This window comes from Bacillus sp. AC266 (assembly GCF_979253805.1).
Map to the genome: position 1 here is coordinate 423,916 of NZ_CEEDEC010000004.1, position 26,674 is coordinate 450,589.

Annotated in this window: 17 protein-coding genes and 2 pseudogenes; 8 read left to right on the plus strand and 11 right to left on the minus strand. The window is 36.2% G+C overall.

The window, feature by feature from the left end; translation table 11 throughout:
• The first annotated feature begins 506 nt into the window (after positions 1–506).
• The 3 genes from AC0IXC_RS19175 to AC0IXC_RS19185 all read left to right on the plus strand — a co-directional run bounded on the left by AC0IXC_RS19175 (position 507) and on the right by AC0IXC_RS19185 (position 12,697).
• The gene (locus tag AC0IXC_RS19175; protein WP_471653158.1) at positions 507–10,127 is read left to right on the plus strand and encodes a SpaA isopeptide-forming pilin-related protein; all 9,621 of its coding nucleotides are present in this window, start codon (positions 507–509) and stop codon (positions 10,125–10,127) included.
• 649 nt (positions 10,128–10,776) lie between these two features.
• Positions 10,777–12,177, plus strand: a complete 1,401-nt coding sequence (locus AC0IXC_RS19180) for a M28 family metallopeptidase (RefSeq protein ID WP_471653159.1) — start codon at positions 10,777–10,779, stop codon at positions 12,175–12,177.
• Between the two features lie 145 nt (positions 12,178–12,322).
• Complete coding sequence (locus AC0IXC_RS19185; protein WP_000794128.1) at positions 12,323–12,697, plus strand: hypothetical protein; 375 nt, start codon at positions 12,323–12,325, stop codon at positions 12,695–12,697.
• 26 nt (positions 12,698–12,723) lie between these two features.
• Here the strand turns inward: AC0IXC_RS19185 and AC0IXC_RS19190 are convergent.
• From AC0IXC_RS19190 to AC0IXC_RS19205, 4 genes and pseudogenes are all read right to left on the minus strand, one after another.
• A pseudogene (locus AC0IXC_RS19190) lies at positions 12,724–12,882 on the minus strand (anti-sigma factor); the annotation flags it as partial.
• Positions 12,876–13,047 (minus strand): annotated as a pseudogene (locus tag AC0IXC_RS19195) (RNA polymerase sigma factor); the annotation flags it as partial. The pseudogenes AC0IXC_RS19195 and AC0IXC_RS19190, both read right to left, overlap by 7 nt.
• Before the next feature lie 105 nt (positions 13,048–13,152).
• On the minus strand, positions 13,153–14,823 hold the full coding sequence (gene argS, locus AC0IXC_RS19200) for an arginine--tRNA ligase (protein WP_471653160.1): 1,671 nt from the start codon (positions 14,821–14,823) through the stop codon (positions 13,153–13,155).
• The gene (locus AC0IXC_RS19205) at positions 14,823–15,260 is read right to left on the minus strand and encodes a YwiB family protein (RefSeq protein WP_002089794.1); all 438 of its coding nucleotides are present in this window, start codon (positions 15,258–15,260) and stop codon (positions 14,823–14,825) included. Before AC0IXC_RS19205 ends, argS begins: the two co-directional genes overlap by 1 nt.
• A 148-nt stretch (positions 15,261–15,408) precedes the next feature.
• Between AC0IXC_RS19205 and AC0IXC_RS19210 the strand changes: the two genes are divergently transcribed.
• Entirely contained in the window at positions 15,409–16,449 is a 1,041-nt protein-coding gene (locus AC0IXC_RS19210; protein WP_471653161.1) for a S66 family peptidase, read from the plus strand.
• Positions 16,450–16,474: 25 nt separating this feature from the next.
• Here the strand turns inward: AC0IXC_RS19210 and AC0IXC_RS19215 are convergent, their stop codons facing one another.
• Complete coding sequence (locus AC0IXC_RS19215) at positions 16,475–16,837, minus strand: YxeA family protein (RefSeq protein WP_002130097.1); 363 nt, start codon at positions 16,835–16,837, stop codon at positions 16,475–16,477.
• 234 nt (positions 16,838–17,071) lie between these two features.
• Between AC0IXC_RS19215 and AC0IXC_RS19220 the strand changes: the two genes are divergently transcribed.
• Positions 17,072–18,109: a PTS sugar transporter subunit IIC gene (locus tag AC0IXC_RS19220; protein ID WP_002068536.1), complete on the plus strand. Its 1,038-nt coding sequence runs from the start codon at positions 17,072–17,074 to the stop codon at positions 18,107–18,109.
• 298 nt (positions 18,110–18,407) lie between these two features.
• Here the strand turns inward: AC0IXC_RS19220 and speB are convergent, their stop codons facing one another.
• From speB to AC0IXC_RS19240, 4 genes are all read right to left on the minus strand, one after another.
• Positions 18,408–19,280 (minus strand): agmatinase, encoded by an 873-nt coding sequence (gene speB / locus AC0IXC_RS19225; RefSeq protein WP_471653162.1) that lies wholly within the window; start codon positions 19,278–19,280, stop codon positions 18,408–18,410.
• A gap of 218 nt (positions 19,281–19,498) precedes the next feature.
• Positions 19,499–20,326 (minus strand): polyamine aminopropyltransferase, encoded by an 828-nt coding sequence (gene speE, locus AC0IXC_RS19230; RefSeq protein ID WP_471653163.1) that lies wholly within the window; start codon positions 20,324–20,326, stop codon positions 19,499–19,501.
• A 186-nt stretch (positions 20,327–20,512) separates the two neighbouring features.
• On the minus strand, positions 20,513–21,676 hold the full coding sequence (locus AC0IXC_RS19235; RefSeq protein ID WP_002016352.1) for an MFS transporter: 1,164 nt from the start codon (positions 21,674–21,676) through the stop codon (positions 20,513–20,515).
• Positions 21,677–21,681: 5 nt separating this feature from the next.
• Positions 21,682–22,089, minus strand: a complete 408-nt coding sequence (locus AC0IXC_RS19240) for a MerR family transcriptional regulator (protein WP_002016353.1) — start codon at positions 22,087–22,089, stop codon at positions 21,682–21,684.
• Between the two features lie 150 nt (positions 22,090–22,239).
• On the opposite strand from AC0IXC_RS19240, the gene AC0IXC_RS19245 reads away from it, so the two are divergent.
• Both AC0IXC_RS19245 and AC0IXC_RS19250 read left to right on the plus strand, forming a co-directional pair.
• Positions 22,240–22,965 (plus strand): glycerophosphodiester phosphodiesterase, encoded by a 726-nt coding sequence (locus tag AC0IXC_RS19245; RefSeq protein WP_193652209.1) that lies wholly within the window; start codon positions 22,240–22,242, stop codon positions 22,963–22,965.
• 100 nt (positions 22,966–23,065) lie between these two features.
• Positions 23,066–25,117, plus strand: coding sequence for a transglycosylase domain-containing protein (locus tag AC0IXC_RS19250; RefSeq protein ID WP_002143907.1), 2,052 nt, complete (start codon positions 23,066–23,068; stop codon positions 25,115–25,117).
• A 32-nt stretch (positions 25,118–25,149) separates the two neighbouring features.
• On the opposite strand, the gene AC0IXC_RS19255 is transcribed toward AC0IXC_RS19250, so the two are convergent.
• Together AC0IXC_RS19255 and AC0IXC_RS19260 are read right to left on the minus strand one after the other, a co-directional pair.
• Entirely contained in the window at positions 25,150–25,659 is a 510-nt protein-coding gene (locus AC0IXC_RS19255) for a YwhD family protein (protein WP_002016357.1), read from the minus strand.
• 25 nt (positions 25,660–25,684) lie between these two features.
• Positions 25,685–26,359 carry a site-2 protease family protein gene (locus tag AC0IXC_RS19260; RefSeq protein WP_002016358.1) on the minus strand — a complete coding sequence of 225 codons (675 nt, stop codon included), beginning with the start codon at positions 26,357–26,359 and terminating at the stop codon, positions 25,685–25,687.
• A 112-nt stretch (positions 26,360–26,471) separates the two neighbouring features.
• Here AC0IXC_RS19260 and AC0IXC_RS19265 point away from each other — a divergent pair, with 112 nt between their 5' ends.
• Positions 26,472–26,657: a 2-hydroxymuconate tautomerase gene (locus AC0IXC_RS19265; RefSeq protein WP_001147171.1), complete on the plus strand. Its 186-nt coding sequence runs from the start codon at positions 26,472–26,474 to the stop codon at positions 26,655–26,657.
• Positions 26,658–26,674: the final 17 nt, after the last annotated feature.

Here is a 26,674-nt window from a genome sequence, read left to right on the forward strand (position 1 = left end):
ACAATAATACCTAAACTTCGGTCCACTAAGCGTACAACTCTCTTTTGACAAAACAGATAACTATGTTCAAAGTACATATTGTCTTCATCCTGACCAAAATCAACCCTATCTAGATTTTTATTTCCACATAACTTTAAGGCGAAAAACTGGCCTTCACAATGGGATACATTACTTTGGTTAGCATGTATCGTAAAACTTACCTTTATAACCATTCTTTTTTACCAACTTTACATGAAAATCATCTCACATATAAAGGGCTGATATCGTTCCTTTTATCAGTGTTTTTTCGACATTTTTTGTCGAATTATGCATATTTCATTCCATATAACTGTTTGAATATGCATTTTGTTTTACGTTATACATAATATTACTTTGAACATAATTTGTTTTTATCAGAGAACGTGTATAGAAACGGAGGGATAGTAAAAACAAATAGCTTTTTTATATTCCATTTGTTCATATGGAATAAGTCCCCAATGGACAAATGAATGTTCAAGGGAGGAAAAATGAAAAAACTTTTAAATATATGTTTAATTGTATTTGTACTATTTTCACAGTTTATTAGTTTCCCATACAATCAAGCAAAAGCTGAAACGTTAAAGGAAACTTCTTTATTTGACACTGTTGAAATGAAAGATGCAACTGGTCATATTATTGACGAAGCATTAAGTCCTAAAAACTTAATAAAGTTAGGATCCACCATTCAGTTAGAATATGCTTGGTCAATAAAAGATTCTCAAGTTTTACATGCAAACGATACAGCAGTGCTTCAAATACCACTTGCATTAAAAGTATCTAAAGATACGCAAGGAGATTTGGTGGTTGATCAAAAACATATTGGTCAATATTTTGTGACAGCTAAAGATAACAAACTGAAACTAATATTTAATGATCAAGTAGAAACTTCAAAAGATGCTAAAGGTAAAATTAAACTTGAAACTGTATTTAATCCAACTTTAAAATCCGATACAAAATCAGTTCAAATTGCTTTTCCTTTAGGTACGATGATTCATTCTATATCCGTTCCTGTTCAATTGGAAGATACTAAAGATAAAGAACAACCGGTTAAAGAAGCTGAAAAAGATGTAGCTAAACCTGCTACCGGGAAGCAAGAACAAGATCCAGCTAAGCCTGCTACTGAGAATCCGGAACAAAATGCAGCTAACAAACCTGCTGAGAATCCAGAACAAAACACAGCTAGCAAACCTGCTGGAAATCCAGAACAAAACGCAGCTAACAAACCTGCTAAGAATCTAGAACAAGACCCAACTAACAAAACTGCTGAGAATCCGGAACAAAATACAGCTAACAAGCCTGCTGAGAATCCGGAACAAGAGTCAGTTAACAACCCTACTGAGAATCCGGATCCATCTCCCAAACAAATAACGGAGAAAATTTTAACAAGTGTAAAATTGACGGACAAGGATGGGAAACCATTTAATAACGATGATAATCGTCCGAGCACAGATTCCCCTGCCAACATTGAGTTTGAATGGGAGCTGTTAAAATCAATGAATGTAAAAAGTGGAGATTACTATATTTTTGATCTTCCGAAACATTTTAAGATTTACAATACAATTAAAAGCCCCTTATATGATGATAAAAATAATGTGATTGGGGAATTTATCGTTACAAAAGATGGGAAAGTCACCATGACATTTAACGAATATGTTGAAACCCATCCAGATGTTGTTGGTAATCTTAAATTAAAAACAGAGTTCAATAAAGACGAAATCAAAGGGACAACAACACAGGAAATTCCTTTCCCAATTAAGGATAAAGATGTTTCTATTACAATTGATTTCAAACCAAATATAGAAACAGCTACGAACAAAAAAGGATTGCCTGATAGACCAATTAATACAAATGAAATTAATTGGACAGTAGAAATGAATAAAACGAAGGATACCCTTACAAACGCTGTTTTCAAAGATAATATTCCACAAGGTACAAGCCTAAATAAAGACTCTATTAAAGTTTATCATTTAGATGTGGATATTAACGGGAACGTAAAACGTGGTGCGGAAGCTGACCCAAGTGAGTACAAAATCGTTTCATCCGATGGTTCAAAATTAGAGATTGCTTTTAAGGATAAAATCAATCAAGCGTATCAAATTGAATATGCAACAAAAATAACCGATGAAAATGCAACGAATTTCAGAAATGATGTCACGATAACAAGCGATAATCAGTCCCAACAAAAAGCAAATGCCACTGTAACTGTATCTCGTGGTACACATTTAGATAAAACAAGTAAATATGATCCCAAGACACAAACAATCGAATGGACAATTACTTACAATGGCGATCAAAGAGATATCAAAAAAACAGATGCGCTTTTAAAAGATATTTTTGACAATACACATGAACTTGATGAAAATTCTATTGTCGTAAAAAATGCTGCTTATGATGATAAAGGAAAACTTGTGACTGGTGATACTGCTAATAATTACACTGTAAACAAAAAGAACAATGGGTTCGATTTACAATTTAATGAAGATATTAACAGTGCTTATGTAATCACTTATAAAACAAAGCCAACTGATAAAGTCATAAAAGATGGAAAAGTCAAAAATACAGTTACCGCAGATAATGGTTCAAGTAAAGAAAATGAGGCTAGCTTCAAGCAGCAAAACATTATTAAATCTAATAATAAAGCTGACACAAACTACAAAGACAAAACAACAACTTGGACAATTATAGTAAATAATAACAACTATCCATTAAACAACGCGACCATTACGGATACCTTTGATCATGGTGGATTGCAATTAAAAGATAAGCAACTAGAAATTAAAGACGGAGATTATACTCTTCAAGCTGGGACTGACTATGTTTTAGATGTGACGGATAAAGGTTTCAATATTACTCTTATAGGTACATATCAGTCTAATATGACAAAGACATTAGTCGTAAAATATACTACAGACTTTGATTATACAAAATTAGAAAGTGGCCAAACTTCATTTAAAAATACAGGTAACTTATCTTGGATAGATACCGATTCTAAGCCACAATCAAATAAAGATGCAGCGAATTTTGATCCTGATACTTTCACAAAGGCGAATGGGTATAAATACGGTTCTTATAACGCCCAAACAAAGGAAATTACTTGGATAATAGGCTTCAATTATAATAATGTTGAGATTAAAGATCCTTATGTTATAGACGTAATAAAAGATAAACAAAAGTTAGTACCAGGATCCATTGAAGTACGTGACATGATTTTAAATGGAAGCCCGGATAATGCAAGACCTGGTAATGCTGTACCAACTGAGCAATATGAACTTGAAGAACCTACAGATAAAAATAACAACACCCTAAAGGTTCATTTCAAACAATCAATTAATTCACCTTATTATATTATCTTTAAAACAAGCCTTGATGGTGAGCTTATCCAAGCTACCTACAACAACGAGGCCGATTTAAAAGATGGCTCTAAAATTGTTAACACTCTTAAAGGTGATGCTCAAGTAAATAAAGGTGGCAGCTTCGTCACAAAAAAAGCTGTACAAGACGACAACTATATTAATTGGAGTATCGCAATTAATGAAAGCCAATCAACCATCGCAGACGCGTTTGTAACAGACGATCCAACAGATAATCAAGTGCTTGTGGAAGATTCATTCCACTTATACCCGACTACTGTTGATCCATATGGAAATTTAACAAAAGATACAGCAAATGAATTAAAAAAAGGAACAGACTATAAGTTAACGATCACAACAGACAATAAGACCGGAAAGCAACATTTCGAAATTGCCTTCTTGAAAAAAATTGATCGAGCTTATATTTTAGAATACCGCTCATTTATTAATGCAGACGATAAAGAAAAAGTGAGTAATAAAGCAAAAATCGCAGGTAATAGTTTAACAGTAAAAAATACTGAAACTACTGAAACGATTGAAGTTCGAATGTCTTCCGGTTCCGGTGGGGGCTCTGCTACTAAAGGCCGCGGAAACCTTGAAATTATAAAGGTAGATAACGACAATAAGAACGCACCATTGGCCGGAGCAGAATTTACTTTATACGATCGTACAGGGAAAACCGTTATCCGTAAAATAACAACAGACAAAGACGGTATCGCTAAGTTTAATAACTTAAAACGCGATAAATATTTATTAAAAGAAACGAAGGCCCCAGCAGGCTATGTAATTAGCTGGGATCTAAAGCAAGGCAGACTTGTTGAACTTGGTTCACAAGAAACGACAACATACAAACTTAGCAATAAGAAATTCGTTGGTAAAGCTGTGCTTACAAAGGTTGATGACCTGAACAATAACGAAACACTTAAAGGTGCAGTTTTCGCCTTACTAGATAGAAATAACAAAGTAATTCCTGGCTACGAAAAATTAACAACTAATGAAAATGGACAAATTACTGTAGATCCATTGAAACCTGGAACTTATCAATTAAAAGAAATCGAAGCTCCAGTTCATTATGATCTAAATAGCCAACCAATCTGGTTTACTGTCTCAGAAGATCAAACAACAGTAATTAATGTAACTGCTAAAAATAGTCTGAAGAAGGGTTCAGTCATCTTAACGAAATTTGATGAGAATAAGAAACTTCTTGAAGGTGCCATTTTTAGCTTACAAGACGAAAAAGGTAAAGTAATCCCTGGCTATGAACAATTAACAACAAATAAAGATGGATATATTGAAGTAAAAGACTTACGTCCTGGCAAATATCAATTTGTTGAGACACAAGCTCCTCTTCATTACGTTACAGACCCGACACCTATTAAGTTTGAAATTGAAAAAGGACAAACAAAGGCGGTATCTGTCAAAGCAGAAAATAACCTAATTAAGGGTGGCGTCACTTTAACGAAAGTTGACGACGTTGAAGAAAATGTAACTCTTGAAGGTGCGGTATTTAAAATAGTCAATGAAAAAGGCGATACAATTCAACAAAACTTAAAAACAGGATCAGATGGAAAGTTAATCGTTAAAAACTTAGAGCCTGGTAAATATAAATTTATCGAAACAGAAGCTCCTAAGTACTATGAATTAAATAAAGAACAGATTGATTTCACTATTGAAAAAAGTCAAACCTCCTTCGTTTCTGTTACTGCAAAGAACAGTTTAACGAAAGGTGACGCTGAATTAGTAAAAGTTGATAACGTTGATAAGAAAGAATCTCTAGAAGGTGCAGTCTTCAAGGTTATTGACGAACACGGAAAAGATGTTCATACTGACTTAACTACAGATGCTGAAGGGAAAATTAAGGTTTCTGATTTACGTCCTGGCAAATATCAATTTGTTGAAACACAGGCTCCTGAGCATTATAAACTAAGCACAGAACCTATCAACTTCACAATTGAGAAGGGCCAAAAAGAAATCATCACTGTTACAGCAGAAAATCGTTTAGTACCGGGTAATGTTGAACTATTAAAAGTGGATGATGTGGATGGAAATGCTCTTGAAGGAGCAGTCTTCAAGATCGTTGACGAAAACGGAAAAGATGTTCATATGAACCTTATTACTAACAAAGAAGGTAAAATAGCTGTTTCTGGACTACGTCCTAGTAAATATCAGTTCATCGAAACAAAAGCTCCTGAACACTATGATTTAAACAAGAAACCGATTGATTTCACTATCGAGAAAAGTCAAACTGCTACAAAATCTATTACAGCTACAAACAGCTTAACTAAAGGCGGTATCGAATTAACGAAAGTAGATTCTTTAAACGATAAAGAAAAACTTGAAGATGCCGTATTTAAAATCGTTAACGACAAAGATGAAGACGTTCATACAAACCTTACTACTGATAAAGAGGGAAAATTAGTAGTAAAAGATTTACGTCCTGGCAAATACAAAATTGTCGAAACAAAAGCTCCTATTTACTACGATGTAAATATAGAGCCTATTGAATTTACAATTGAAAAGAGTCAAAAAGAACTCCTTCCACTTACATTTAAAAATAGCTTGACGAAAGGTAAAGTCAAACTAATTAAAGAAGATGATGTGGAAAGCAATATAACTCTTGCTGGTGCGGTATTCACATTACAAGACGCAACTGGCAAGGAAATTATGAAAGATTTAACAACAGATGAACACGGAATATTAGTTATTCCTGATTTAGCACCAGGGGATTATCAATTTATTGAAACCGCAGCCCCTGAACATTATAAATTAGATCAAACACCTATTAAGTTCACGATTAAAAAAGGTAGCAAGGAAGATCTTCCTATCCCTGTTACTGTAAAAAATAGTTTACTTACAGGTGGCGTCACTTTAACAAAAGTAGATGACGTTGATGGCACTACACTTGAAGGTGCGGAATTTATAATCGTTGACGCTCATGACACTAAAAAAGTAATTCGCAAAGGCTTAACGACTGATGAGAACGGTATAGTTACCGCTTCTGATTTACGTCCGGGAGATTATCAATTTATTGAAGTAAAAGCTCCAAAAGACTATGACTTAAGCAAAGACCCTATTCCGTTCACTATCGGAAAAAGTCAAAAAGAAAATATTACCGTTACTGCTAAAAACAGCTTAACGAAAGGTGCTGTCACTTTAACAAAAATCGATGACATCGATCGTACGATGCTGAAAGGCGCAATCTTTAAAATCGTTGACATGGACGGTAAGGAAGTTCATACAAACCTTTTTACAGACGACAACGGCGAAATTTCTGTTTCTGATTTACGTCCGGGAGACTATCAATTTATTGAAACAAAGGCTCCTGAGCACTATGTGTTAGACGAAACACCGATTCCATTTACAATTGAAAGAAGTCAAACGAAAAAGATTACTGTTACAGGTAAGAACACTTTAACAAAAGGTAGCGTTGAATTAACTAAAATTGACGATATTGATATCGATACAAAACTTGCTAACGCTGTATTTAATTTATTAGATGCAGACGGAGAACTAGTTGAAGAAGGCTTAAAAACAAATGATGAAGGAAAAATTGTTGTTGAAAATCTACGTCCTGGTACGTATCAATTCGTGGAAACAATAGCTCCTGAACATTACGATTTAAATAAAAAACCGATTGAATTTACAATTAGGAAAAGCCAAACTGAAATTCTTCATGTTACAGCTAAAAATGCTCTAACAAAAGGTGCAGTGGAACTTTCTAAAGTGGATAACATCGATGACACTACCCTTGAAGGTGCAGTATTTAACATTGTTGATATGAATGGTACTGTAATTCATAAAGACCTTGTTACAAATGGTAAAGGGAAGATCGAAATTAACGACCTACGTCCCGGTGATTACCAATTCATCGAAACGAAAGCTCCAAAGCATTACGTTTTAGATGAAACGCCTATTGGTTTCACTATTGAAAAAGGACAGAAAAAAGCTATTTCTTTAACTGCTAAAAATAGTTTAAAACAAGGTAGCATCGAATTAATTAAAGTTGATGATTTAAACGATCAAACAAAACTTGCCGATGCTGTATTTAATTTACTAGATCAAAATGGCAAATTACTTAAAACAGATTTAAAAACAAACGGTGAAGGAAAAATCGTTGTTGAGAACCTACGTCCTGGCACGTATCAATTTGTTGAAACAACAGCCCCTAAACATTACGATTTAGATAAAAAACCTATCGTATTTACAATTGAGAAAAGCCAAGTAAGTATCGCTACTGTTACTATGAAAAATAGCTTAACAAAAGGCGGTGTGGAACTTTCTAAAGTGGATGACGTCGATGGCACTACTCTTGAGGGCGCTGTATTTAAAATTGTTAATATGAATGGCGATGTGATTCGCAAAGATCTTATCACGAATCAACAAGGTAAAATTAGCGTTTCTGACCTGCGTCCTGGTGATTATCAATTCATCGAGACAACAGCGCCGAAACACTACGATTTAAATAAAGAACCAATTCCATTCACAATCGAAAAAGGACAAGCTGAACCTATTTCTGTTACCGCTAAAAACAGTTTAACGAAAGGTGCAGTCCAGCTTTCTAAAGTAGATGATATTGATGGTACTGTCCTTAAAGGTGCTGTATTTAAAATTGTTGATATGAACGGTAATGATGTTCGCACTGATCTTACGACAGATGCATATGGTAAAGTTGCTGTTCCTGATTTACGTCCGGGAGACTACCAGTTTATTGAAACGAAAGCTCCTGAACACTATAAATTAAATGATACACCAATTAAATTTGCAGTTAAGAAAAGCCAAAAAGAACAGCTGCAAGTTACTGCTACTAACAGCTTAACTGAAGGTGCTGTAGAGTTAATTAAAGTAGATGATGTAAACCCAGATACAAAACTTTCTGATGCGGTATTTAACATCATTGATGCGAAAGGTAAAGTTGTTCGCACGAATTTAACTACTGATGAACACGGGAAAGTTTCTGCTTCCAATTTACGACCGGGAGATTATCAATTCGTAGAAACGACAGCTCCTAAAGATTATGATTTAAATAAAACACCGATTCCTTTCACTATCGAGAAAAGCCAATCAACTCAAGTTTCTGTTACTGCTAAAAATAGCTTAACTAAGGGTGGCGTGGAATTAACGAAAGTTGACTCTTTAGATGCGAAAGAACTACTTGAAGGTGCAGTATTTAAAATTACTGATATGAACGGTAACGATATTCGTACAAATTTAGTTACCGATAAAGATGGAAAAATCATCGCTAAAGACTTACAACCTGGAGACTATCAATTTATTGAAACGAAAGCTCCTACTCATTATGACTTAAATGAAGATCCGATTAAGTTCACAATTGAAAGAAGTCAAACAAAACATGTCTACGTTACAGCTACGAACAGCTTAACGAAAGGTAGTGTGGAGTTAATTAAAGTGGATGATGTTGAAGAAAACACAACACTTGAAGGTGCCGTATTTAAAATTGTTAATAAGGATGGACACGACGTCCGTACTGATTTAACTACTGATAAAAACGGCCGTTTAGTTGTGGATGAATTACCACCAGGAGACTATGAGTTTATCGAAACAAAAGCTCCTACTCATTATGACTTAAACGAAACACCTATTAAGTTCACAGTTAAAAAAGGGCAAGAAAAAATCGCTTCCGTTACAGCTACGAATAGCTTAACGAAAGGCGCTGTTGAACTTTCTAAAGTGGATGATGTTGATGGTACTGCTCTTAAAGACGCAGTATTTAAAATCATTGATATGAACGGCAACAACGTGCGTTCTAATTTAACTACTGATAAAGATGGAAAAATTAGCGTTTCTGATTTACGTCCAGGAGACTATCAATTCGTTGAAACAAAGGCTCCTACTCATTACGACTTAAATCAAAACCCTATCAAGTTTACTGTTGAAAAGAGTCAAACGGCTAAAGCTTCTGTTACTGCTACAAATAGCTTAACGAAGGGCGCTGTTGAATTAACTAAAGTCGATGACGTTGACAACTCTACTCTTGAAGGTGCTATCTTTAAAATCGTTGATCAAAGCGGCAATGATGTTCGTTCTAATTTAACTACTGATAAAGATGGAAAAATTAGCGTTTCTGATTTACGTCCAGGAGACTATCAGTTCGTTGAAACGAAAGCTCCTACTGGCTATGATTTAAGTGCTAAGCCAATTCCTTTCATAATTACGAAGGGACAATCTGGGGTTACCTCTGTTAAAGCTTTAAATAGCTTAACAACAGGTTCAATTGAGTTAACTAAAGTTGATATTGATCACCGTGGAACACTTGAAGGTGCCATTTTCAATATCTTAGACCACGATGGAAAAATAATCCGAGAAGGCCTAAAAACAGACCAACACGGTAAATTAATCGTAAATGATTTAAAACCTGGTAATTATCAATTAGTGGAAACAACGGCTCCTGAAGGCTATCAATTAGATGCTTCACCGATAAGCTTTACAATTGAAAAAGCTCAAGCTACACCACTACAAATTACAGTTTCAAATAAGAAGATCGAATCTTCACCAGGTGGAGATGATAAACCAATTACTCCTCCAAATAAAGAGGAGAAACCAGGAAAAGAAACTTCCGAGGAACTAGAAAAAGAAAATCCTGAAACACAGACAAACAAACAGCAAGATGATCGAAATATAGATAAAAAACTTCCAAATACAGGTCATAAAGAAGATCATACACAAGCAGCAGGTATCGTTCTTCTACTAGCTGGATTGTTAAGTATTTTAGCCACAAAACGTAAAAAACATTATAAATAATATGTTTTACAGCCAATCAATTTATTAGTTGATTGGCTGTTTTTTTTGTGCAAAAAAGACGATACACAAAGTATCGTCTTTTTAACGGGGTGAGGCTGTCCAAAAGTACGGAAAACTCTTGAACAGCCTCGTATTTTCATATGGATGCCTTACATATATCACTGATGACAATTATGAAATGCGGAAACATAGTTACCATCACATGATTGAAACAAAACAAAAGAAAAGAAACCCTATAACGGATCCCTTTTCCCTACATAATCTAAAGTTTGGGTACACTAGATTCATGCAATGTAGGAGCCTTCAGAACAGAAAGCGAACCTTCATTTAAAATGATAGCATACATACATCCGCTGAAAATATGCAAATGTGCATATAGCGTTTTTTATTTCTCAACATATATTTATTGAAAATTCAGATATATAAAGGTAAGATAAAGTGAAACTTTAATCAGTGAGGGTTTTTTCCATCCCTCATTGATTATTAGTTGAACCAATCGGGCTTTTACGGGCAGTTGATCTCCCATCTAACTTCTTTGCTTTACAGCCGAATTTTGAGATGGGGGTTTTACTGCCCGTTAATGCGGGATATAGTCGTTATCCGTCTTCTTTTGTCAGTCAGAGAGAATAGAAGAATGGGAGAGGAAAAAATGAGAAAATCACTGAAACAAAAAATAGTAAGCTCCTTGCTTGCTGTATCACTCGCCGTTAGCTTAGCTCCAATCGGGCAAGCAAAAGCTGATTCCACGTCAGAAATTACACAGACTCCACCTATTACAAAACAAGTTGATGCAAACCGCGCCATCGAGCATATCCGTTTCTTATCCGAAACAATCGGTCCCCGTCCGGGTGGTACAAAATCAGAAGAATGGGCTTCTCGCTATGTTGGTATGAAGCTTAAATCAATGGGATATGAAGTAGAGTATCAGCCCTTTCAAGTGCCGGATCAATACGTTGGATTTATCGAATCACCATTAGGGACAAAGCGTAATTGGCAAGCTGGTGCTGCTCCAAATGCACTAATTTCTACAGAAGCTGTTACAGCTCCGCTTATCTTTGTTCAAGGTGGTACAAAATTAGACGATATTCCAAATGAGGTAAACGGAAAAATTGTTTTATTCGAAAGAGGTGCAACAGTAGCAGATTATAATAAACAGGTTGAAAATGCTGTTAGTAAAGGGGCAAAAGGTGTTCTTTTATACAGCTTAATTGGCGGACGCGGAAACTATGGACAAACTTTCAATCCTCGCTTAGCTAAAAAACAGGCTATCCCTGTCTTCGGTCTTGCTTATGCTCAAGGAAATGCATTTAAAGAAGAAATCGCTAAAAAAGAGACAACAATTCTTTCCCTAAAAGCGAGACATGAATCTAATTTAACATCCTTAAATGTCATCGCTAAAAAGAAACCAAAAAATAGTACAGGTAATGAAAAAGCTGTTGTTGTAAGTTCACACTATGATAGTGTCGTTGGAGCACCTGGGGCAAATGACAATGCTTCTGGTACAGGATTAGTATTAGAATTAGCTCGTGCTTTTCAAAATGTAGAAACTGATAAAGAAATTCGTTTTATTGCTTTTGGTTCTGAAGAAACTGGCTTACTTGGCTCTGATTATTATGTTAATAGTCTGTCCCAAAAAGAACGTGATCGAATTTTAGGTGTCTTTAACGCAGACATGGTTGCAACAAATTATGATAAAGCAAAGAATTTATATGCAATGACTCCTGATGGATCAACGAACCTTGTAACAGATGCTGCCTTACAAGCAGGTAAACAATTAAATAATGATCTCGTTCTTCAAGGAAAATTCGGCTCTAGTGATCACGTACCATTTGCTGAAGTGGGTATTCCTTCTGCACTATTTATTTGGATGGGTGTCGATAGTTGGAATCCATTAATCTATCATATCGAAAAGGTATATCACACGCCTCAAGATAATGTATTTGAGAACATTTCACCAGAACGTATGAAAATGGCATTAGAAGTTATCGGAACTGGTGTTTATAACACCCTTCAAAAACCTGTTGCTCAAACTGAACAAAAAGCTGCTTAATCATTTAAAAGACCACTGATTTAATTAGTGGTCTTTTATTGAGAAAAAATATATATGCATAAAAGCATATTTTTTCCTATTCATTATCGTATACAATATTAACTGTAACAAAAATGATTACAACTAATAAGGAGGCTTTTCTACTATGAAAAATATGATTTTAGCCGGCGCATTAACTTTAACAGGAATTACTGGCGCTACCGCGTTTATTCCTGAAACAAAAGTCGCTGCTGCCGCTCAAGAACAAAGCTTTACAAAATTTTATTCTTTGCAAACTGGAGCTAGTTCTGAACAAGAACCTATTTTCCTTCAAAAGGGACAAGAGCTAACAATTCAACCTAACAGCAAAACTCCTAGTTACAGTGTTTATGACTCAAATCATAACCTTATTGGGCGTTATTCTGATGGTTACGGCCGAATTTTCACTGCAAAAACAGATGGAAATATGTACGTTCAATTTCATGCACCTTACGTTTACTATAGTCCTGTTAGCTTTTCTGTTACTTATACTATTCAATAGAAAAGAGGTCCTTTACAGGGCCTCTTTTATTTCTCTTTCCAATTTACTTTTACAAATCCATCTTTCACCATTACACCACTTATATTAAACACATACTTTTCATTTGCTTTTAATGTAACTGTAAAAACACCTTTTTTCGATTCACAGATCTCCTTCAACTCTTTTATCCCTTCCCCTTGTCTTTCGTTTTCGCTAATTTATAGCATAGGGAATATATTTGCTTATATATATATCAATTAATTCTTCTACCTTTTCTTCCATCTTAACCCCCCTGTCATTTATATAAGACGACGCAAATTCTCCTTTTGTTTGATAATTTTTTTATTATCTCCATACAAAAAGGCAATCACAACATCGTGTGATTGCCTTTTATTTAAAGCGAGCTCTGCCTCCTAATCCCTTCCGTCTAAGAACCTTAGCCTTTGGGACTAAACAGTCGGCTCCGCTTTTCTTTATTACATTTTTTCTGGTGCAGATACTCCTACGATTGCTAATGCATTTTGCAGTGTCGTGCGTACTGCTTTCATTAATTCGTAACGAGCTTTACTTAATTCTAAGTTATCTTGGTTTAATACTTTTTCTGCATTGTAGAAGCTGTGTAATGCTGCTGCTAATTCAAATGCATAGCTTGTAATGCGGTGTGGCAAACGTTTTTGCGCTGCATCCGCAACTACAGCCGGGAATTCACCAAGTTTTTTCAGTAACTCTACTTCTTTCTCAGAAGTAACAAGTTTGTAATTTACATCTCCGCCTGTAGCTAATCCTAACTCTTCACCTTGACGAAGGATACTGCATACACGAGCATGTGCATATTGTGCATAGTATACTGGGTTTTCATTAGATTTTGATACAGCTAAGTCCATATCGAAGTCTAAATGAGAATCACCGCTACGCATTGCGAAGAAGTATCGCATTGCGTCCACGCCTACTTCTTCCATAAGCTCACGAAGTGTAACTGCTTTACCTGTACGCTTACTCATTTTCATTTTTTCACCATTTTGGTACAGTTGTACCATTTGGATGATTTCTACTTCAAGTGTTTCTTTATCGTAACCTAGTGCTTGAATAGCAGCTTTCATACGAGGAATGTAACCGTGGTGGTCAGCACCCCAAATGTTGATTAGCTTATCGAAACCACGCTCTAATTTATCACGGTGATAAGCGATATCTGGCGTTAAGTATGTGTAAGAACCGTCATTTTTAATTAATACACGGTTTTTGTCGTCACCGTAAGTCATTGAACGGAACCAAGTTGCTCCGCCTTCTTCAAAGATTTCGTCACGCTCTTTTAATACAGCAAGAGCCTGATCAATTTTTCCGTTTTTGTATAATGATGTTTCTGAGAACCACACATCGAAGTTAACACGGAAGCTTGCTAAATCTTTTTGAAGTTTTGCTAACTCATATTTTAAACCGTATGAACGATAGAATTCATAGCTTTCTTCTGCATCAGCTTTTGCATAACGATCGCCAAACTCTTCAGCTAAGCGTTTACCGATTCCAATGATGTCCGCACCATGGTAACCGTCTTCTGGCATTTCTTTCTCTAAACCTAAAGCTTGCATGTAACGAGCTTCAACAGAAAGAGCTAAGTTATGAATTTGGTTACCAGCATCATTAATGTAGTACTCACGAGATACATCATATCCTGCTTTTGCTAATACGTTACATAAAGTGTCACCTACTGCCGCACCACGTGCATGTCCTAAGTGAAGATCACCTGTTGGATTCGCAGATACGAACTCAATTTGTACTTTTTCACCTTTACCAGTATTCGTTTCACCGTATGCTTCACCAGCGTTGACGATTGTTGGGATTAAGTCTGTTAAGTAGCTATTATCCATGTAGAAGTTAATGAAACCAGGACCAGCGATTTCAATTTTTTCAATAGAAGCTTTTGCTTTATCGAAGCTTGCAACTAAGTCTTCTGCAATCATACGAGGTGCTTTTTTCGCAACGCGTGCAAGTTGCATTGCCATATTTGTAGAGAAGTCACCATTTGTTTTATCTTTTGGAGATTCTAATACAACGTTTGGAATTTGTTCTTCTGTCGCTAGTTCTGCCTTTAATACAGCAGCTTGAATTTCTTCTTTAATCAATCCTTTTACTTGTTCTAAAGAATTCATTATTTTGCCTCCTTCAAATTAAGTGTAATTGTATATCTGCCAGCTTCTTGTTCACTTAGAAGCAATGCGTACGTTAAGAAGAGTTGTCCTTTTTTCTTTTCATCCGACCATTTAAAAAGAACGTTATCAGTTTTCGTTTGCAATGCAAACGTACCAAGTTCACTCGTATACGTACCAGTTGTCCATTCACCTTTCACATGCGTCTGACGCATAGAAATAGCACCTGAACGCATAATGAGAACTTGTTCATCTTGAATTTTAATAATTGTTTTCACTTCGCCTTGTTCGTTCGGCTCTTGGAATGTTATATATGTACCTTGACCTTTTACATAGTATTGACCATTTGCTTCAAAAGCAACGGTTTCCTTCCTCGCCCCTTCACGGATTTCTGTTACGAAATGAACGTGTACCGGCAAGCCTGCAAGTTGTTTCTTCACGTCTTGCACACCCTTCAAATGTTATAGATATTAAATACTACTTATAATAAATCACTTTTCCTATCATATCAAAAAAAGACTCTGTCTGTCTGCTGAAAAATCAGGAAAACTCCTTTTCAAAAAATAATTCACCTTCACTTTATTTCATATGTTAAAATATTTTTTAAATCTAAATATTCTTTCATTTCAAGGGGTGAATTTGGTGCTACCAACAAAATTAAAAAAAGGTGATGAAATAAGGGTTATTTCACCATCTTGTAGTTTAAGTATTGTCTCAAATGAAAACAGAGACCTTGCTATAAAAAGATTAACCGACATAGGCTTTCAAGTTACATTCTCAAAATATGCTGATGAGATAGATCGATTCGCTTCCTCTTCTATTTCTTCACGAGTTCAAGACCTCCACGAAGCATTTAGAGATCCTAATGTAAAAGCTATTTTGACGACACTTGGCGGATACAACTCTAATGGTTTATTGAAACGTCTCGATTATGATTTAATTCGAGAAAATCCGAAAATTTTCTGCGGTTATTCTGATATTACCGCTTTAAGTAACGCGATTTATGCTAAAACAGGCTTAGTTACATATTCAGGTCCTCACTTCTCTTCATTTGGAATGGAGAAAGGGCTCGATTATACGACCGATTACTTTTTAAAGTGCTTAACTTCTCATGAACCTATTGAAATACTACCAGCTGAAACTTGGAGCGATGACTCTTGGTATATGGATCAAGAAAATCGAGAATTTATTAAAAATGAAGGATATGTTTCAATTCAAGAAGGGGAAGCGATGGGAGATATTATTGGTGGCAATATGAGCACATTTAATTTACTGCAAGGTACACCATATATGCCAAGCTTACAGGGCAAAATTTTATTTCTTGAAGAGGATAGTTTAACAGGAAAATCTACCCTAAAAACTTTTGATCGATATTTACATTCTCTTATGCAGCAACCTGACTTTGAACATGTAAAAGGCATTCTTATAGGACGAATGCAAAAAGGAGCAGAATGTATGATAGAGGACATTCAAGAAATGATTGCTTCAAAGCCTGAACTTGCTCATATCCCTATTATTGCGAATGCCAGTTTCGGACATACAACTCCAATCTTTACTTTCCCAATTGGCGGAAGGGCAAAAATCATTTCTAATAAAGAAAGTTCAGCTATCACCATTTTAACGCACTAAAAAAGGAGCGAACGATTCGCTCCTTTTATGGTTTTTCTATTTTTTGCAACGCTTTTTGCGGGATTGATTCTTTCGAGATTTCAGCCCATCCTTTTCCCTGCATACCTTTTGCATAAATTTTTATAAAAGCACCCGTATGCAATTCACGGTTCACCATTCTTTTAATAACTTGTAACTTTCCATCTTCTGTATACCCTTTAAATGTATACAAATATTCATCGTCTTTTTTCTCACTTTTATCTATAACAGCATAATAATCTTGTATTTCTTTATTTGAAAAGAAGTTGTCTACAAAAGCATGCACACCTTCTGTTTTCGTGTTTAAATAATATGCTGTTCCACCTAAAATAATGGCGAACACAGCTAAAACTTTAATTACCAATTTCATAAATGCGCCTCCTGTTTGCACTGCTTTCTCACTAGCCGTATGTCTATACCTGTATTATACGAAAAAAGGCATACTATACTCTATCGAAATGCCTTACACTTTCCTTACATTATTGTAAGAGTTTTTCACCTTACAGCAATTTCCCAATAAAAAATTTTTCCGTTTAACAAACTTTTATATTATTATTGAATGATACAAATTTTTATTACAAAAATCAAAGGAGACAGTTTTCAAATGGCTATCTTGCAAGGTTTAGCACTATTACTTGTTGTACTTTGTCTATTTACACTTTTCAGTTACCGTGCGCCTTACGGAATGAAAGCAATGGGCGCTTTAGCTAATGCAGCAATCGCAAGTTTTCTTATTGAAGCATTTCACCGTTATATTGGTGGAGAAATGTTTCATAATGACTTTTTACAATCAGTAGGGGAAGCTTCTGGTAGTATGAGCGGTGTCGCAGCGGCAATTTTAGTCGCATTAGCAATCGGTGTTTCACCCGTATACGCTGTTTTAATCGGTATAGCTACTAGTGGATTCGGTATTTTACCAGGATTTTTCGCTGGATACGTTTGTGCTTTCGTCGTGAAATTTCTCGAAAAGAAATTACCAGCTGGTGTAGAATTTTTAGCAATCCTATGTATTGCCGCACCAATTTCACGTGGAATGGCCATGCTTATGGATCCACTCGTTAACGCAACACTCGGTAAAATCGGTTCTATGATTTCAGTTGCAACTACAGAAAGTCCTATCATTATGGGTATTATGCTTGGTGGATTAATAACAGTTATTTCTACATCTCCATTAAGTTCTATGGCACTAACTGCAATGCTTGGATTAACTGGTTTACCAATGGCAATTGGTAGTCTTGCCGTAGCAGCTTCTGCCCCAATGAACTTCATTTTCTTTAAACGACTAAAAATCTGTTCAAAGAAAGATACAATCGCCGTGGCAATTGAGCCGTTAACACAGGCCGATGTTGTCTCAGCAAATCCAATTCCTATCTATATGACAAACTTTGTTGGCGGTGCGCTTGCCGGTATTATTACGTCGCTGTTCCAGCTCGTTAATAATGCACCAGGGACAGCATCACCAATTCCAGGACTTCTCGTACTGTTCGGATTTAATGATGTAATAAAAGTAACGATTGCTGCCGTATTATGTGGAATCGTTACCACTATTGTTGGATACGTCGGTTCCATTGTGTTCCGCAAATATCCAATCCGTTCTGCTGATGAAATTCGCGGAATTACTTCGGAAGAGAAAGTTGCGTAAAGAAAGGGAGCTATTCTCATCGTTTGAGAATAGCTCTTTTTTATGTCGCGTGACGGTAAGTGAAATTATATTGAACACAACTCCGCGTATATCGACTTAACTACTAAATAAGACAATAATAACCTACCTATTAATAAAAGAAGCCGGCTCAAAACACTTTTTGAGTCGGCTTCACTTTTACTTTATCCAGCTACAGCGACTAGAATCCCCGGCCATTTCACACTCTCGTTCGAAGCCAAAAGCGCTTCTCGGTCGAGCGTTCCAATGACCTGCGATTCTGAGCGAGCTGCCTACGCTTTTATTTAACCCAACCGAGCAGCATTTCCCGCACGAATTTGCTTGCTGCGATTGGTGTTTGATCACTATGATCGTAGACTGGAGCTACTTCTACTAAGTCTGCTCCGACTACTTTTATATTTGAATTTGCAATTGCTACGATGGACTCTAATAGTTCTTTAGATGTGATACCTCCAGCTTCTAATGTTCCTGTTCCAGGAGCGTGAGCTGGGTCTAATACGTCGATGTCAATTGTGACATAGACTGGGCGTCCTGCAAGTTTCGGTAATACTTCCTTTAACGGTTCTAATACGTCAAATTTATATAAGTTCATACCTACTTCTTTTGCCCATTCGAATTCTTCCTTCATTCCAGAACGAATACCGAAAGAATATACGTTTTCCGGACCAATTAAATCGCACACTTTACGAATTGGTGTAGAGTGGGATAAAGGCTCTCCTTCATATGACTCACGTAAATCAGTATGAGCATCCATATGGATGATTGCTAAATCCGGATATTTTTTTGCCATTGCCTTAAAAATTGGCCAAGACACTAAGTGCTCTCCGCCGAGACCTAGTGGAAACTTACCGGCATCTAATAGTTTTGTTACATATTCTTCAATCATGTCTATGCTGCGCTGTGGATTCCCAAATGGTAATGGGATATCACCCGCATCAAAATATTTTATCTCTTCTAGTTCACGATCTAAATACGGACTATATTCTTCAAGACCGATTGATACTTCACGAATACGTGCAGGGCCAAAGCGAGATCCTGGACGGAAACTTACTGTCCAATCCATAGGCATCCCGTAAATAACTGCCTTTGACTCTTCAAAACTTGGATGACTTTTAATAAATACTTTACCTGAATAAGCTTCATCAAAACGCATATTCTTTTCCTCCTTATGTGGAACTTAAGGTATCCCAACCTTTCACTATTTCTCAAATTTGGAGCGCATTGCTCCTCTTTCTCGATTTACCTGGGCCTTCTTGTTATCACAAGAAGACTACTTCATTTGTAGCAGTGTAAGTAACTAGCATGTTCAAGCCTTCTAGACAAACACCTTAAATGAGTTACTTACACTTTATTTATTTCAATTTAACGCTCTTACTTAATTAAATCGCCAACAAATTTCGGTAATGCGAATGCTGCAGTGTGTAATTCTTTTGTGTAATATTTCGTTTCGATTTCATGGAAACGCTCTTCACTTACTTCTAATGGATCATGTTTTTTAGATCCGATTGTGAACGTCCAAAGTCCACTTGGATACGTCGGAATGTTTGCTGTGTATAGACGAGTAATTGGGAAAATCTCTTTTACGTCTTTAAACACAGTTGTAATTAGTTCTGGTGTAAACCAAGGGTTGTCCGTTTGAGCAACGAAAATACCATCTTCTTTTAACGCTTTAGAAATTCCAGCGTAGAAGCCTTTTGTAAATAGGTTTACTGCTGGGCCTACTGGCTCAGTAGAATCTACCATAATTACGTCATATTCATTTTCGCTTTCTGCGATGTGTAGGAAACCGTCTCCTACTTTTACTTCTACACGCTCATCATCTAATGCGCCTGCAATTGATGGTAAGTATTGTTTAGAGTACTCAATTACTTTTCCATCAATTTCAACAAGTGTTGCTTTCTTTACGCTTGGGTGTTTTAATACTTCACGAATAACACCACCATCGCCACCGCCTACTACTAATACGTTTTCAGGGTTTGGATGTGTAAATAAAGGTACGTGCGCTACCATTTCATGATAAACGAACTCGTCCTTTTCTGTTGTCATAACCATGCCATCTAAAATAAGCATGTTTCCGAACTCTTCCGTTTCAACCATATCAAGTTTTTGGAATTCTGTTTGCTCCGTATGTAATGTGCGGTTAATACGCGCCGTAATTCCAAAATGCTTTGTTTGTTTTTCAGTGAACCATAGTTCCATCGTACAATCACGCCTTTCAATGCAAATTTATAATAGGGACATCATTAATGTCCCCTAACAAAAATAAAACAAAACATCCAAAAAGTATAGTTAAAAGTACAAAAATACCGAAAATATATTTTAGTCAGAGGGTTCTAACATATATGTGAAAAGGGATTGCTCTGCAATAGGAAAGAAAACCCTTTCTTAAGAAAGGGTTTTTGTCTCTATTTCTACCGGTTTACGAATCGGAATTAAGATCATTACGCAACCAACTAACACAACAATTCCACCGACTAAAAACGGACTTTGTGGTGAAACTGTATGACCGATGACTCCTGATAAAATTGGAGCAATCGCGCCCCCTAACCAACGAACGAAGTTATAAACACCTGATGTAACAGATCTTTCATAAGGTGAAATATCCATTACATAACTTGTAAATAACGCGTTATTTAAGCCTGATGCTAATCCTGATAGAACGATTAACACGATTTGTAACCACATAATTTTAACGAAGAATAGTGCAATTAAGAAAATCGCAAATACGAGTAAACTACCTTTTAACAATGTTTTTGGTTCATATTTACCTTCTAGCTTATGCGCTAAAATTGCTGATCCGTAAGCTAATGCTAATCCCCATCCGCAAAATACAAATCCTAATTGAATAGCAGATAAATGCATAATAAGTGGTGAATATGCTAACACGACGAAAAATCCGTAGTAATATAACATCCCAGAAATGGCACCTTGCATAAACGGTTTATACTTCACCAGGTTAAGTAATTCACCTACGCCTGCTGCTTTACGCTTCACTTTTCGCTCCGGTTCTTTTACAAAAAAGAAAACTAAAATAAATGCTAAAGAAATTAAAATACTCGTCGCAAAAAATGGGTAACGCCAAGAATGTCCACCTAATATACCACCTAACAATGGGCCACCTGCCATCCCTAAACCGATAGCTGCTTCATATAATCCTACTGCTTCATGAACTTCTTTACTTAATGCAATTAATAATGTCATCGCCGTTGCGAAGAACATCGCATTTCCTAATCCCCACCCCGCGCGGAAAAGAGATAATTGAGCAATCGTTTGCGATATACCACATATAAATGCAAATACAGTTACAATCGCAAGACCGATCGTCATCATTCGTTTATCACCAAATCTTGATGCAAATATTCCAGCTGGTAACATCATAATTGCCATCGTTAAAATATAAGCTGTAAATAACATCTCGACTTGCCAATGCGAAGCACCAATTTGTTCAGCAATACTTGGTAAAATTGGATCGACTACTCCTATACCTGAAAAGGCAAGGAAGGTAGCCACCACTGTAATCAATCTCCCTAATTTTTGTTTGCTCTCCATTTTGATTACTCTCCTTTTGTATTCTCTAAAAATGTAACTGCACGGCTTAAACTATCCTCTAGCTCTGCCTTAACACGCTGCATTTGCTCCATTTTTTCGTCTAACGTTTGCACTTGTTTTTCAAGCATCTCTTTAATTTCTTGAATCACTTCACGGTCACGCGGATTCTCACTGTTTCTTCTTTGTTCCATTCTTTCTTTTAACGATAAGAAATGTTGCATTTCTTGAAGCGTAATTCCTAATACTTCTTTCGCTTCCACAATCCTTTTAATTCTCGCAATGTCCTCGTCTGTATACAGGCGAATGTTCCCTTCACTGCGTTCTGGGGGATGAATTAAACCAATTTCCTCATAATAACGAAGTGTACGCTTTGTTAAACCAACTTGCTTTGTTACTTCATCAATTTTATACATGTGTATTCCTCCCTTCACCAATTATTACATTTTACGTTAACGTTAACTTTTGTACAACTGTTATATTTTTGTAAATGTTTGTCATATGAATTGTATTTTTCTCAAAGCAGTTTCATAATGAAAGAAAAGAGATGATAAGGAGATTTTCACATGAATAAACCACTTATTTTCGCTCACCGCGGGGTAAAAGGAACACATCCAGAAAATACGATGATTGCCTTCCAAGAGGCTGAACGCATTAGTGCTCACGGAATTGAACTTGATGTTCATCTATCAAAAGATGGTGAACTAGTTGTTATTCATGATGAAACGGTGGACCGCACAACAAATGGCGTGGGACTTGTTTCTGAGAAAACTGTAGAGGAATTACAAGCTTTAGATGCTGGTAGCCATAAAGATCCTTCTTTTCATGAGGCGAAAATCCCAACATTACGAGAAGTATTTATTTGGCTCTCTACAACAAATTTACAACTTAACATTGAATTAAAAACAGATGTTCTTCATTATCCAAATATTGAAGAAAAAGTTGTTGCTCTTGTTCGTGAATATCATCTATCCAATCAAATTGTATTTTCATCATTTAACCACGATTCCGTTTCATTATTAGCAGAAATTGCTCCAGAAATTCCAAGAGCGATTTTGTACGATACACCACTTGCAGATCCTATTGCTGAAGCAAAAAGGCGCGAGGCGACTGGATTACATCCAAACTTTCAATTATTAACGAAAGAGTTTGTCCAATTAGCACATGGGCAAGGATACGTTTTTCGTCCTTACACTATTAATGAATATAAAGATTTACAAACTATGATTGACTATGGTGTAGATGTCATCATTACCGATTGGCCAGCACGTGCCTTTGAGCTCCTTTCTTAATTGAAGGGGCTTTTTTGTTTTCAAAATTTCATTGTTTAAAATAAACGAAAACCCTCAATACTAATACAATAATGCTTGTATTAATGAGGGGCTGAAAAAGATGGATCAAACTATGAATCCAAAACTTAAAAAATATAAACGTCTTTTCTTCACCGTAATGTTTTCTTGTGTTCTTTTTTTCGTTTTTTCCTTTTTTATTATCATTATAGCTGCAAAAATTATGGGGCCTCCCCCTGTTGCAGTGCCGCAAACGAGTGTCTTTTACGCTAATGATGACACTGTTATAGGACAAAGTAATGAAACACAAAAGCGCTATAATGTATCTCTTGATGAAATTTCTCCTTATGTAAAAGAGGCAACACTATCTATTGAAGATCAACGATTCTACAAACATCATGGATTTGATATAAAGCGCATTGTTGGTGCCATTGTTGCCGATTTAAAAGCAATGGCAAAAGTACAAGGTGCTAGTACTATTACACAACAGTATGCTCGTAACCTATACTTAGATCATGATAAAACGTGGAAGCGTAAACTATTAGAGGCAATGTATACCGTTCGCCTTGAAGTGAACTATAATAAAAATCATATTTTAGAAGGATATTTAAATACAATTTATTACGGGCATGGTGCTTACGGAATCGAAGCTGCTTCTCGCCTGTATTTCGATAAAACTGCAAAAGAATTAACATTAGCAGAAGCTAGTATGCTCGCAGGCATTCCGAAAGGACCTAGCTTTTACTCTCCCTTTTTAAAAGAGGAGCGTGCTAAAGGGCGTCAATCTCTCATACTAGATGAAATGGTAGAACAAGGTTATATTACAAAACAGCAAGCTGCCTCGGCAAAAAAGGAACCGCTAACTTTCGCCTCATTAGATACGAAAAAAGTGGCAGAGGTCGCACCTTATTTCCAAGATGCTGTACAAGCTTCTCTTCTTCGGGATATCGGATTAGATGAGCAAGCCTTACAGCGAGGTGGCTTACGTATTTATACAACCCTAGACCCTAAATTACAATCTGTAGCAGAGCAAGCTGTAAAAAATCATATACCTGAAACAACAAACATCCAAACTGCCCTCGTCTCTATGAATCCAAAAACGGGTGAAGTGGCTGCCCTTGTTGGTGGAACTGATTATAATACGAGTCAATTTAACAGAGCTACACAAGCCGCTCGTCAGCCCGGATCTACATTTAAGCCATTCCTATATTACGCAGCCTTAGAACGAGGATTCACCCCTGCTACGCGCTTAAAAAGCGAATACACTGTATTCACTTTAGGTGATGGTGTTTCCAAATATAAACCGAAAAATTATAAAAACTATTATGCAGACGACTTTGTGACAATGGCACAAGCACTCGCTGTTTCTGATAACGTATATGCTGTGAAGACAAATCTATTTTTAGGCGAAGACATTCTTACAAAAACAGCGAAGCAATTCGGTATTACTAGCGCATTAAAAGATGTTCCGTCTCTTGCTCTCGGCACATCTCCTGTAAAACCAATTGAAATGGTCAATGCTTATAGCATGTTTGCAAACGGCGGGAAAGAAGTAAAACCAATCTTTATAAGGCGCATCGTTGATCATGAAGGAAATATGCTATACGATGCTCATTTAGAAAGTAAACAAGTTCTAGATAAAAGCAAAGCCTTTGTGATGGAAGAAATGATGGCAGGTATGTTTAATAAAAAACTAAGCAGTTATGCCGCTGTGACCGGTCAATCGATGTTATCAAAACTATCAAGAACATATGCTGGAAAGTCTGGTTCTACAGAAACTGATAGTTGGATGATTGGATTTACCCCGCAGCTCGTAACAGGGGTTTGGATTGGATACGATCAACCTAAATCCATTTCAAACGTAGCAGAACAAGGATACGCAAAAAAAATATGGACCGATACAATGGAAAAAGGATTAGATGGACAGCCTAAACAAGAATTCAAACAACCAGCAGATGTTGTTGCAGTCGATGTTAATCCTGAAAACGGTAAGATTGCTACAAAAAATTGTCCTATTTCTGTGAAAATGTATTTCGCAAAAGGTACAGAGCCAACAGAGTATTGTATGGATCACGTTGATGATAAGGAAGAGTTCGAAAAGGTTAGTGAAGAGAAGAAAAAGGCGGGTTGGTGGAAAAAATATCTCCCGTGGTAAAAAAATAGCTGACGGAAATCCGTCAGCTATTTTTATTCGCCTAATAATGCGTGGCGCAATTCTTCACTAGATTCGTTCCAAATTGCTTCATTATGCTCTTTTAAGAATGTACCAAGTACTTTTTTAGATGATTCATCCATATGATCAATCATGATGTGACGCTTTAGTGATTTATCCATTTTATTTACATGCTCTGGAAGTGATTTATATCCGCGGCGAATTTCACGATCAACTGTCATTTCACAGGCTGTTGCACCTGCGTAATAAGCACCGTTTGGTGTTCTTTCAATTGTTACCCAAACAAGCCAAAACGGTTTTCCGTTTGGAACTTCATCTTTATTTGTTAAAAACTTAATTCCTTTTTCTACTGTACTACGCGCATGCATCGCACCGATATCAACGAACGCAGTTTTCTCTAATACATCAACAAATACAGGAGAAATATTTTCTAAACTTAATGCCCCAACGCCAAAACCACCATGTCCATCTGTTGAATCATTTTTCACGATATTAAAACCGATTTTTTTCTTTTTCTCTGTCATATGTAAACTCCTCCTCGCTTAATGATTAAAAAAGCCTGAAAATAGGCGCAATGATATTTTGTAAAAATACTAATACATATGGAATAACAACATTGAAAATAGGTTGAATTGTGTAATTGCTAAGCGGTGTAATAACAAGAATTAATAACGCAATTGATCCATACTTTTCATACTGTGTCATTTTCGCACGAATATTTGCTGGTGCTAAATCTTCCACAACGCGATAACCATCAAGTGGCGGGATTGGTAATAAATTAAATACAAGTAAAACAATATTAAGCATAATAAAAATTTGGAAAAATTGATCCAGCGTATCTGCTACTGCAAGTGGCATCGCATCTAACACACCAAACGTTATTAAGCTATACCAAATAATTAAACCAATTGCACTTAAGATAAGATTACTTATCGGTCCCGCAATAGAAACTAATATTCCCGCAAGACGCGGTCTTTTAAAGTTATACGGGTTAACAGGTACTGGTCTTGCCCAACCGAATCCAAGAATTAGTACAGCAATCATACCGATAGGATCTAAATGAGCCATCGGTGATAACGTTAAACGTCCTTGCTTTTTCGCTGTATCGTCTCCAAATTTATATGCAACATACGCATGTGCAAATTCATGCACAGATAGCGCAATAATAATTGCCATTGCTACCAATGGAATTTGTTGCAATGGGTATCTAAATAACTGATCCATAACTCATCTCCTCTTCCATATGTCAAAAAAAGAAATTATTTGTTTTTCCGATTGTTCTTCCTCATAATCCGCTATAATAAGAGTGTAACTTACATAAAAGGAGCGATTATACATGCCATACGTAACAGTGAAAATGCTAGAAGGACGCACAGAAGAACAAAAGAAAGCTCTTGCTGAGAAAGTAACAGCAGCAGTAAGCGAAACAACTGGTGCTCCTGAAGAAAACATCGTTGTTTTCATCGAAGAAATGTCTAAAAACCATTATGCAGTTGGCGGAAAACGCTTAAGCGACAAATAATTTCAAGTTTTTTCATA

Coding starts and splice junctions, on each gene's coding strand:
- AC0IXC_RS19265 (WP_001147171.1), top strand. CDS start 26,472: ATGCCATACGTAACAGTGAAAATGCTAGAAGGACGCACAGAAGAACAA.
- AC0IXC_RS19250 (WP_002143907.1), top strand. CDS start 23,066: ATGGATCAAACTATGAATCCAAAACTTAAAAAATATAAACGTCTTTTC.
- AC0IXC_RS19240 (WP_002016353.1), bottom strand. CDS start 22,089: ATGTATAAAATTGATGAAGTAACAAAGCAAGTTGGTTTAACAAAGCGT.
- AC0IXC_RS19260 (WP_002016358.1), bottom strand. CDS start 26,359: ATGGATCAGTTATTTAGATACCCATTGCAACAAATTCCATTGGTAGCA.
- AC0IXC_RS19215 (WP_002130097.1), bottom strand. CDS start 16,837: ATGAAATTGGTAATTAAAGTTTTAGCTGTGTTCGCCATTATTTTAGGT.
- AC0IXC_RS19245 (WP_193652209.1), top strand. CDS start 22,240: ATGAATAAACCACTTATTTTCGCTCACCGCGGGGTAAAAGGAACACAT.
- AC0IXC_RS19185 (WP_000794128.1), top strand. CDS start 12,323: ATGAAAAATATGATTTTAGCCGGCGCATTAACTTTAACAGGAATTACT.
- AC0IXC_RS19220 (WP_002068536.1), top strand. CDS start 17,072: ATGGCTATCTTGCAAGGTTTAGCACTATTACTTGTTGTACTTTGTCTA.
- AC0IXC_RS19180 (WP_471653159.1), top strand. CDS start 10,777: ATGAGAAAATCACTGAAACAAAAAATAGTAAGCTCCTTGCTTGCTGTA.
- AC0IXC_RS19210 (WP_471653161.1), top strand. CDS start 15,409: ATGTTAAAATATTTTTTAAATCTAAATATTCTTTCATTTCAAGGGGTG.
- argS (WP_471653160.1), bottom strand. CDS start 14,823: ATGAATTCTTTAGAACAAGTAAAAGGATTGATTAAAGAAGAAATTCAA.
- speE (WP_471653163.1), bottom strand. CDS start 20,326: ATGGAACTATGGTTCACTGAAAAACAAACAAAGCATTTTGGAATTACG.
- AC0IXC_RS19235 (WP_002016352.1), bottom strand. CDS start 21,676: ATGGAGAGCAAACAAAAATTAGGGAGATTGATTACAGTGGTGGCTACC.
- AC0IXC_RS19255 (WP_002016357.1), bottom strand. CDS start 25,659: ATGACAGAGAAAAAGAAAAAAATCGGTTTTAATATCGTGAAAAATGAT.
- AC0IXC_RS19175 (WP_471653158.1), top strand. CDS start 507: ATGAAAAAACTTTTAAATATATGTTTAATTGTATTTGTACTATTTTCA.
- speB (WP_471653162.1), bottom strand. CDS start 19,280: ATGCGTTTTGATGAAGCTTATTCAGGTAAAGTATTTATTAAAAGTCAT.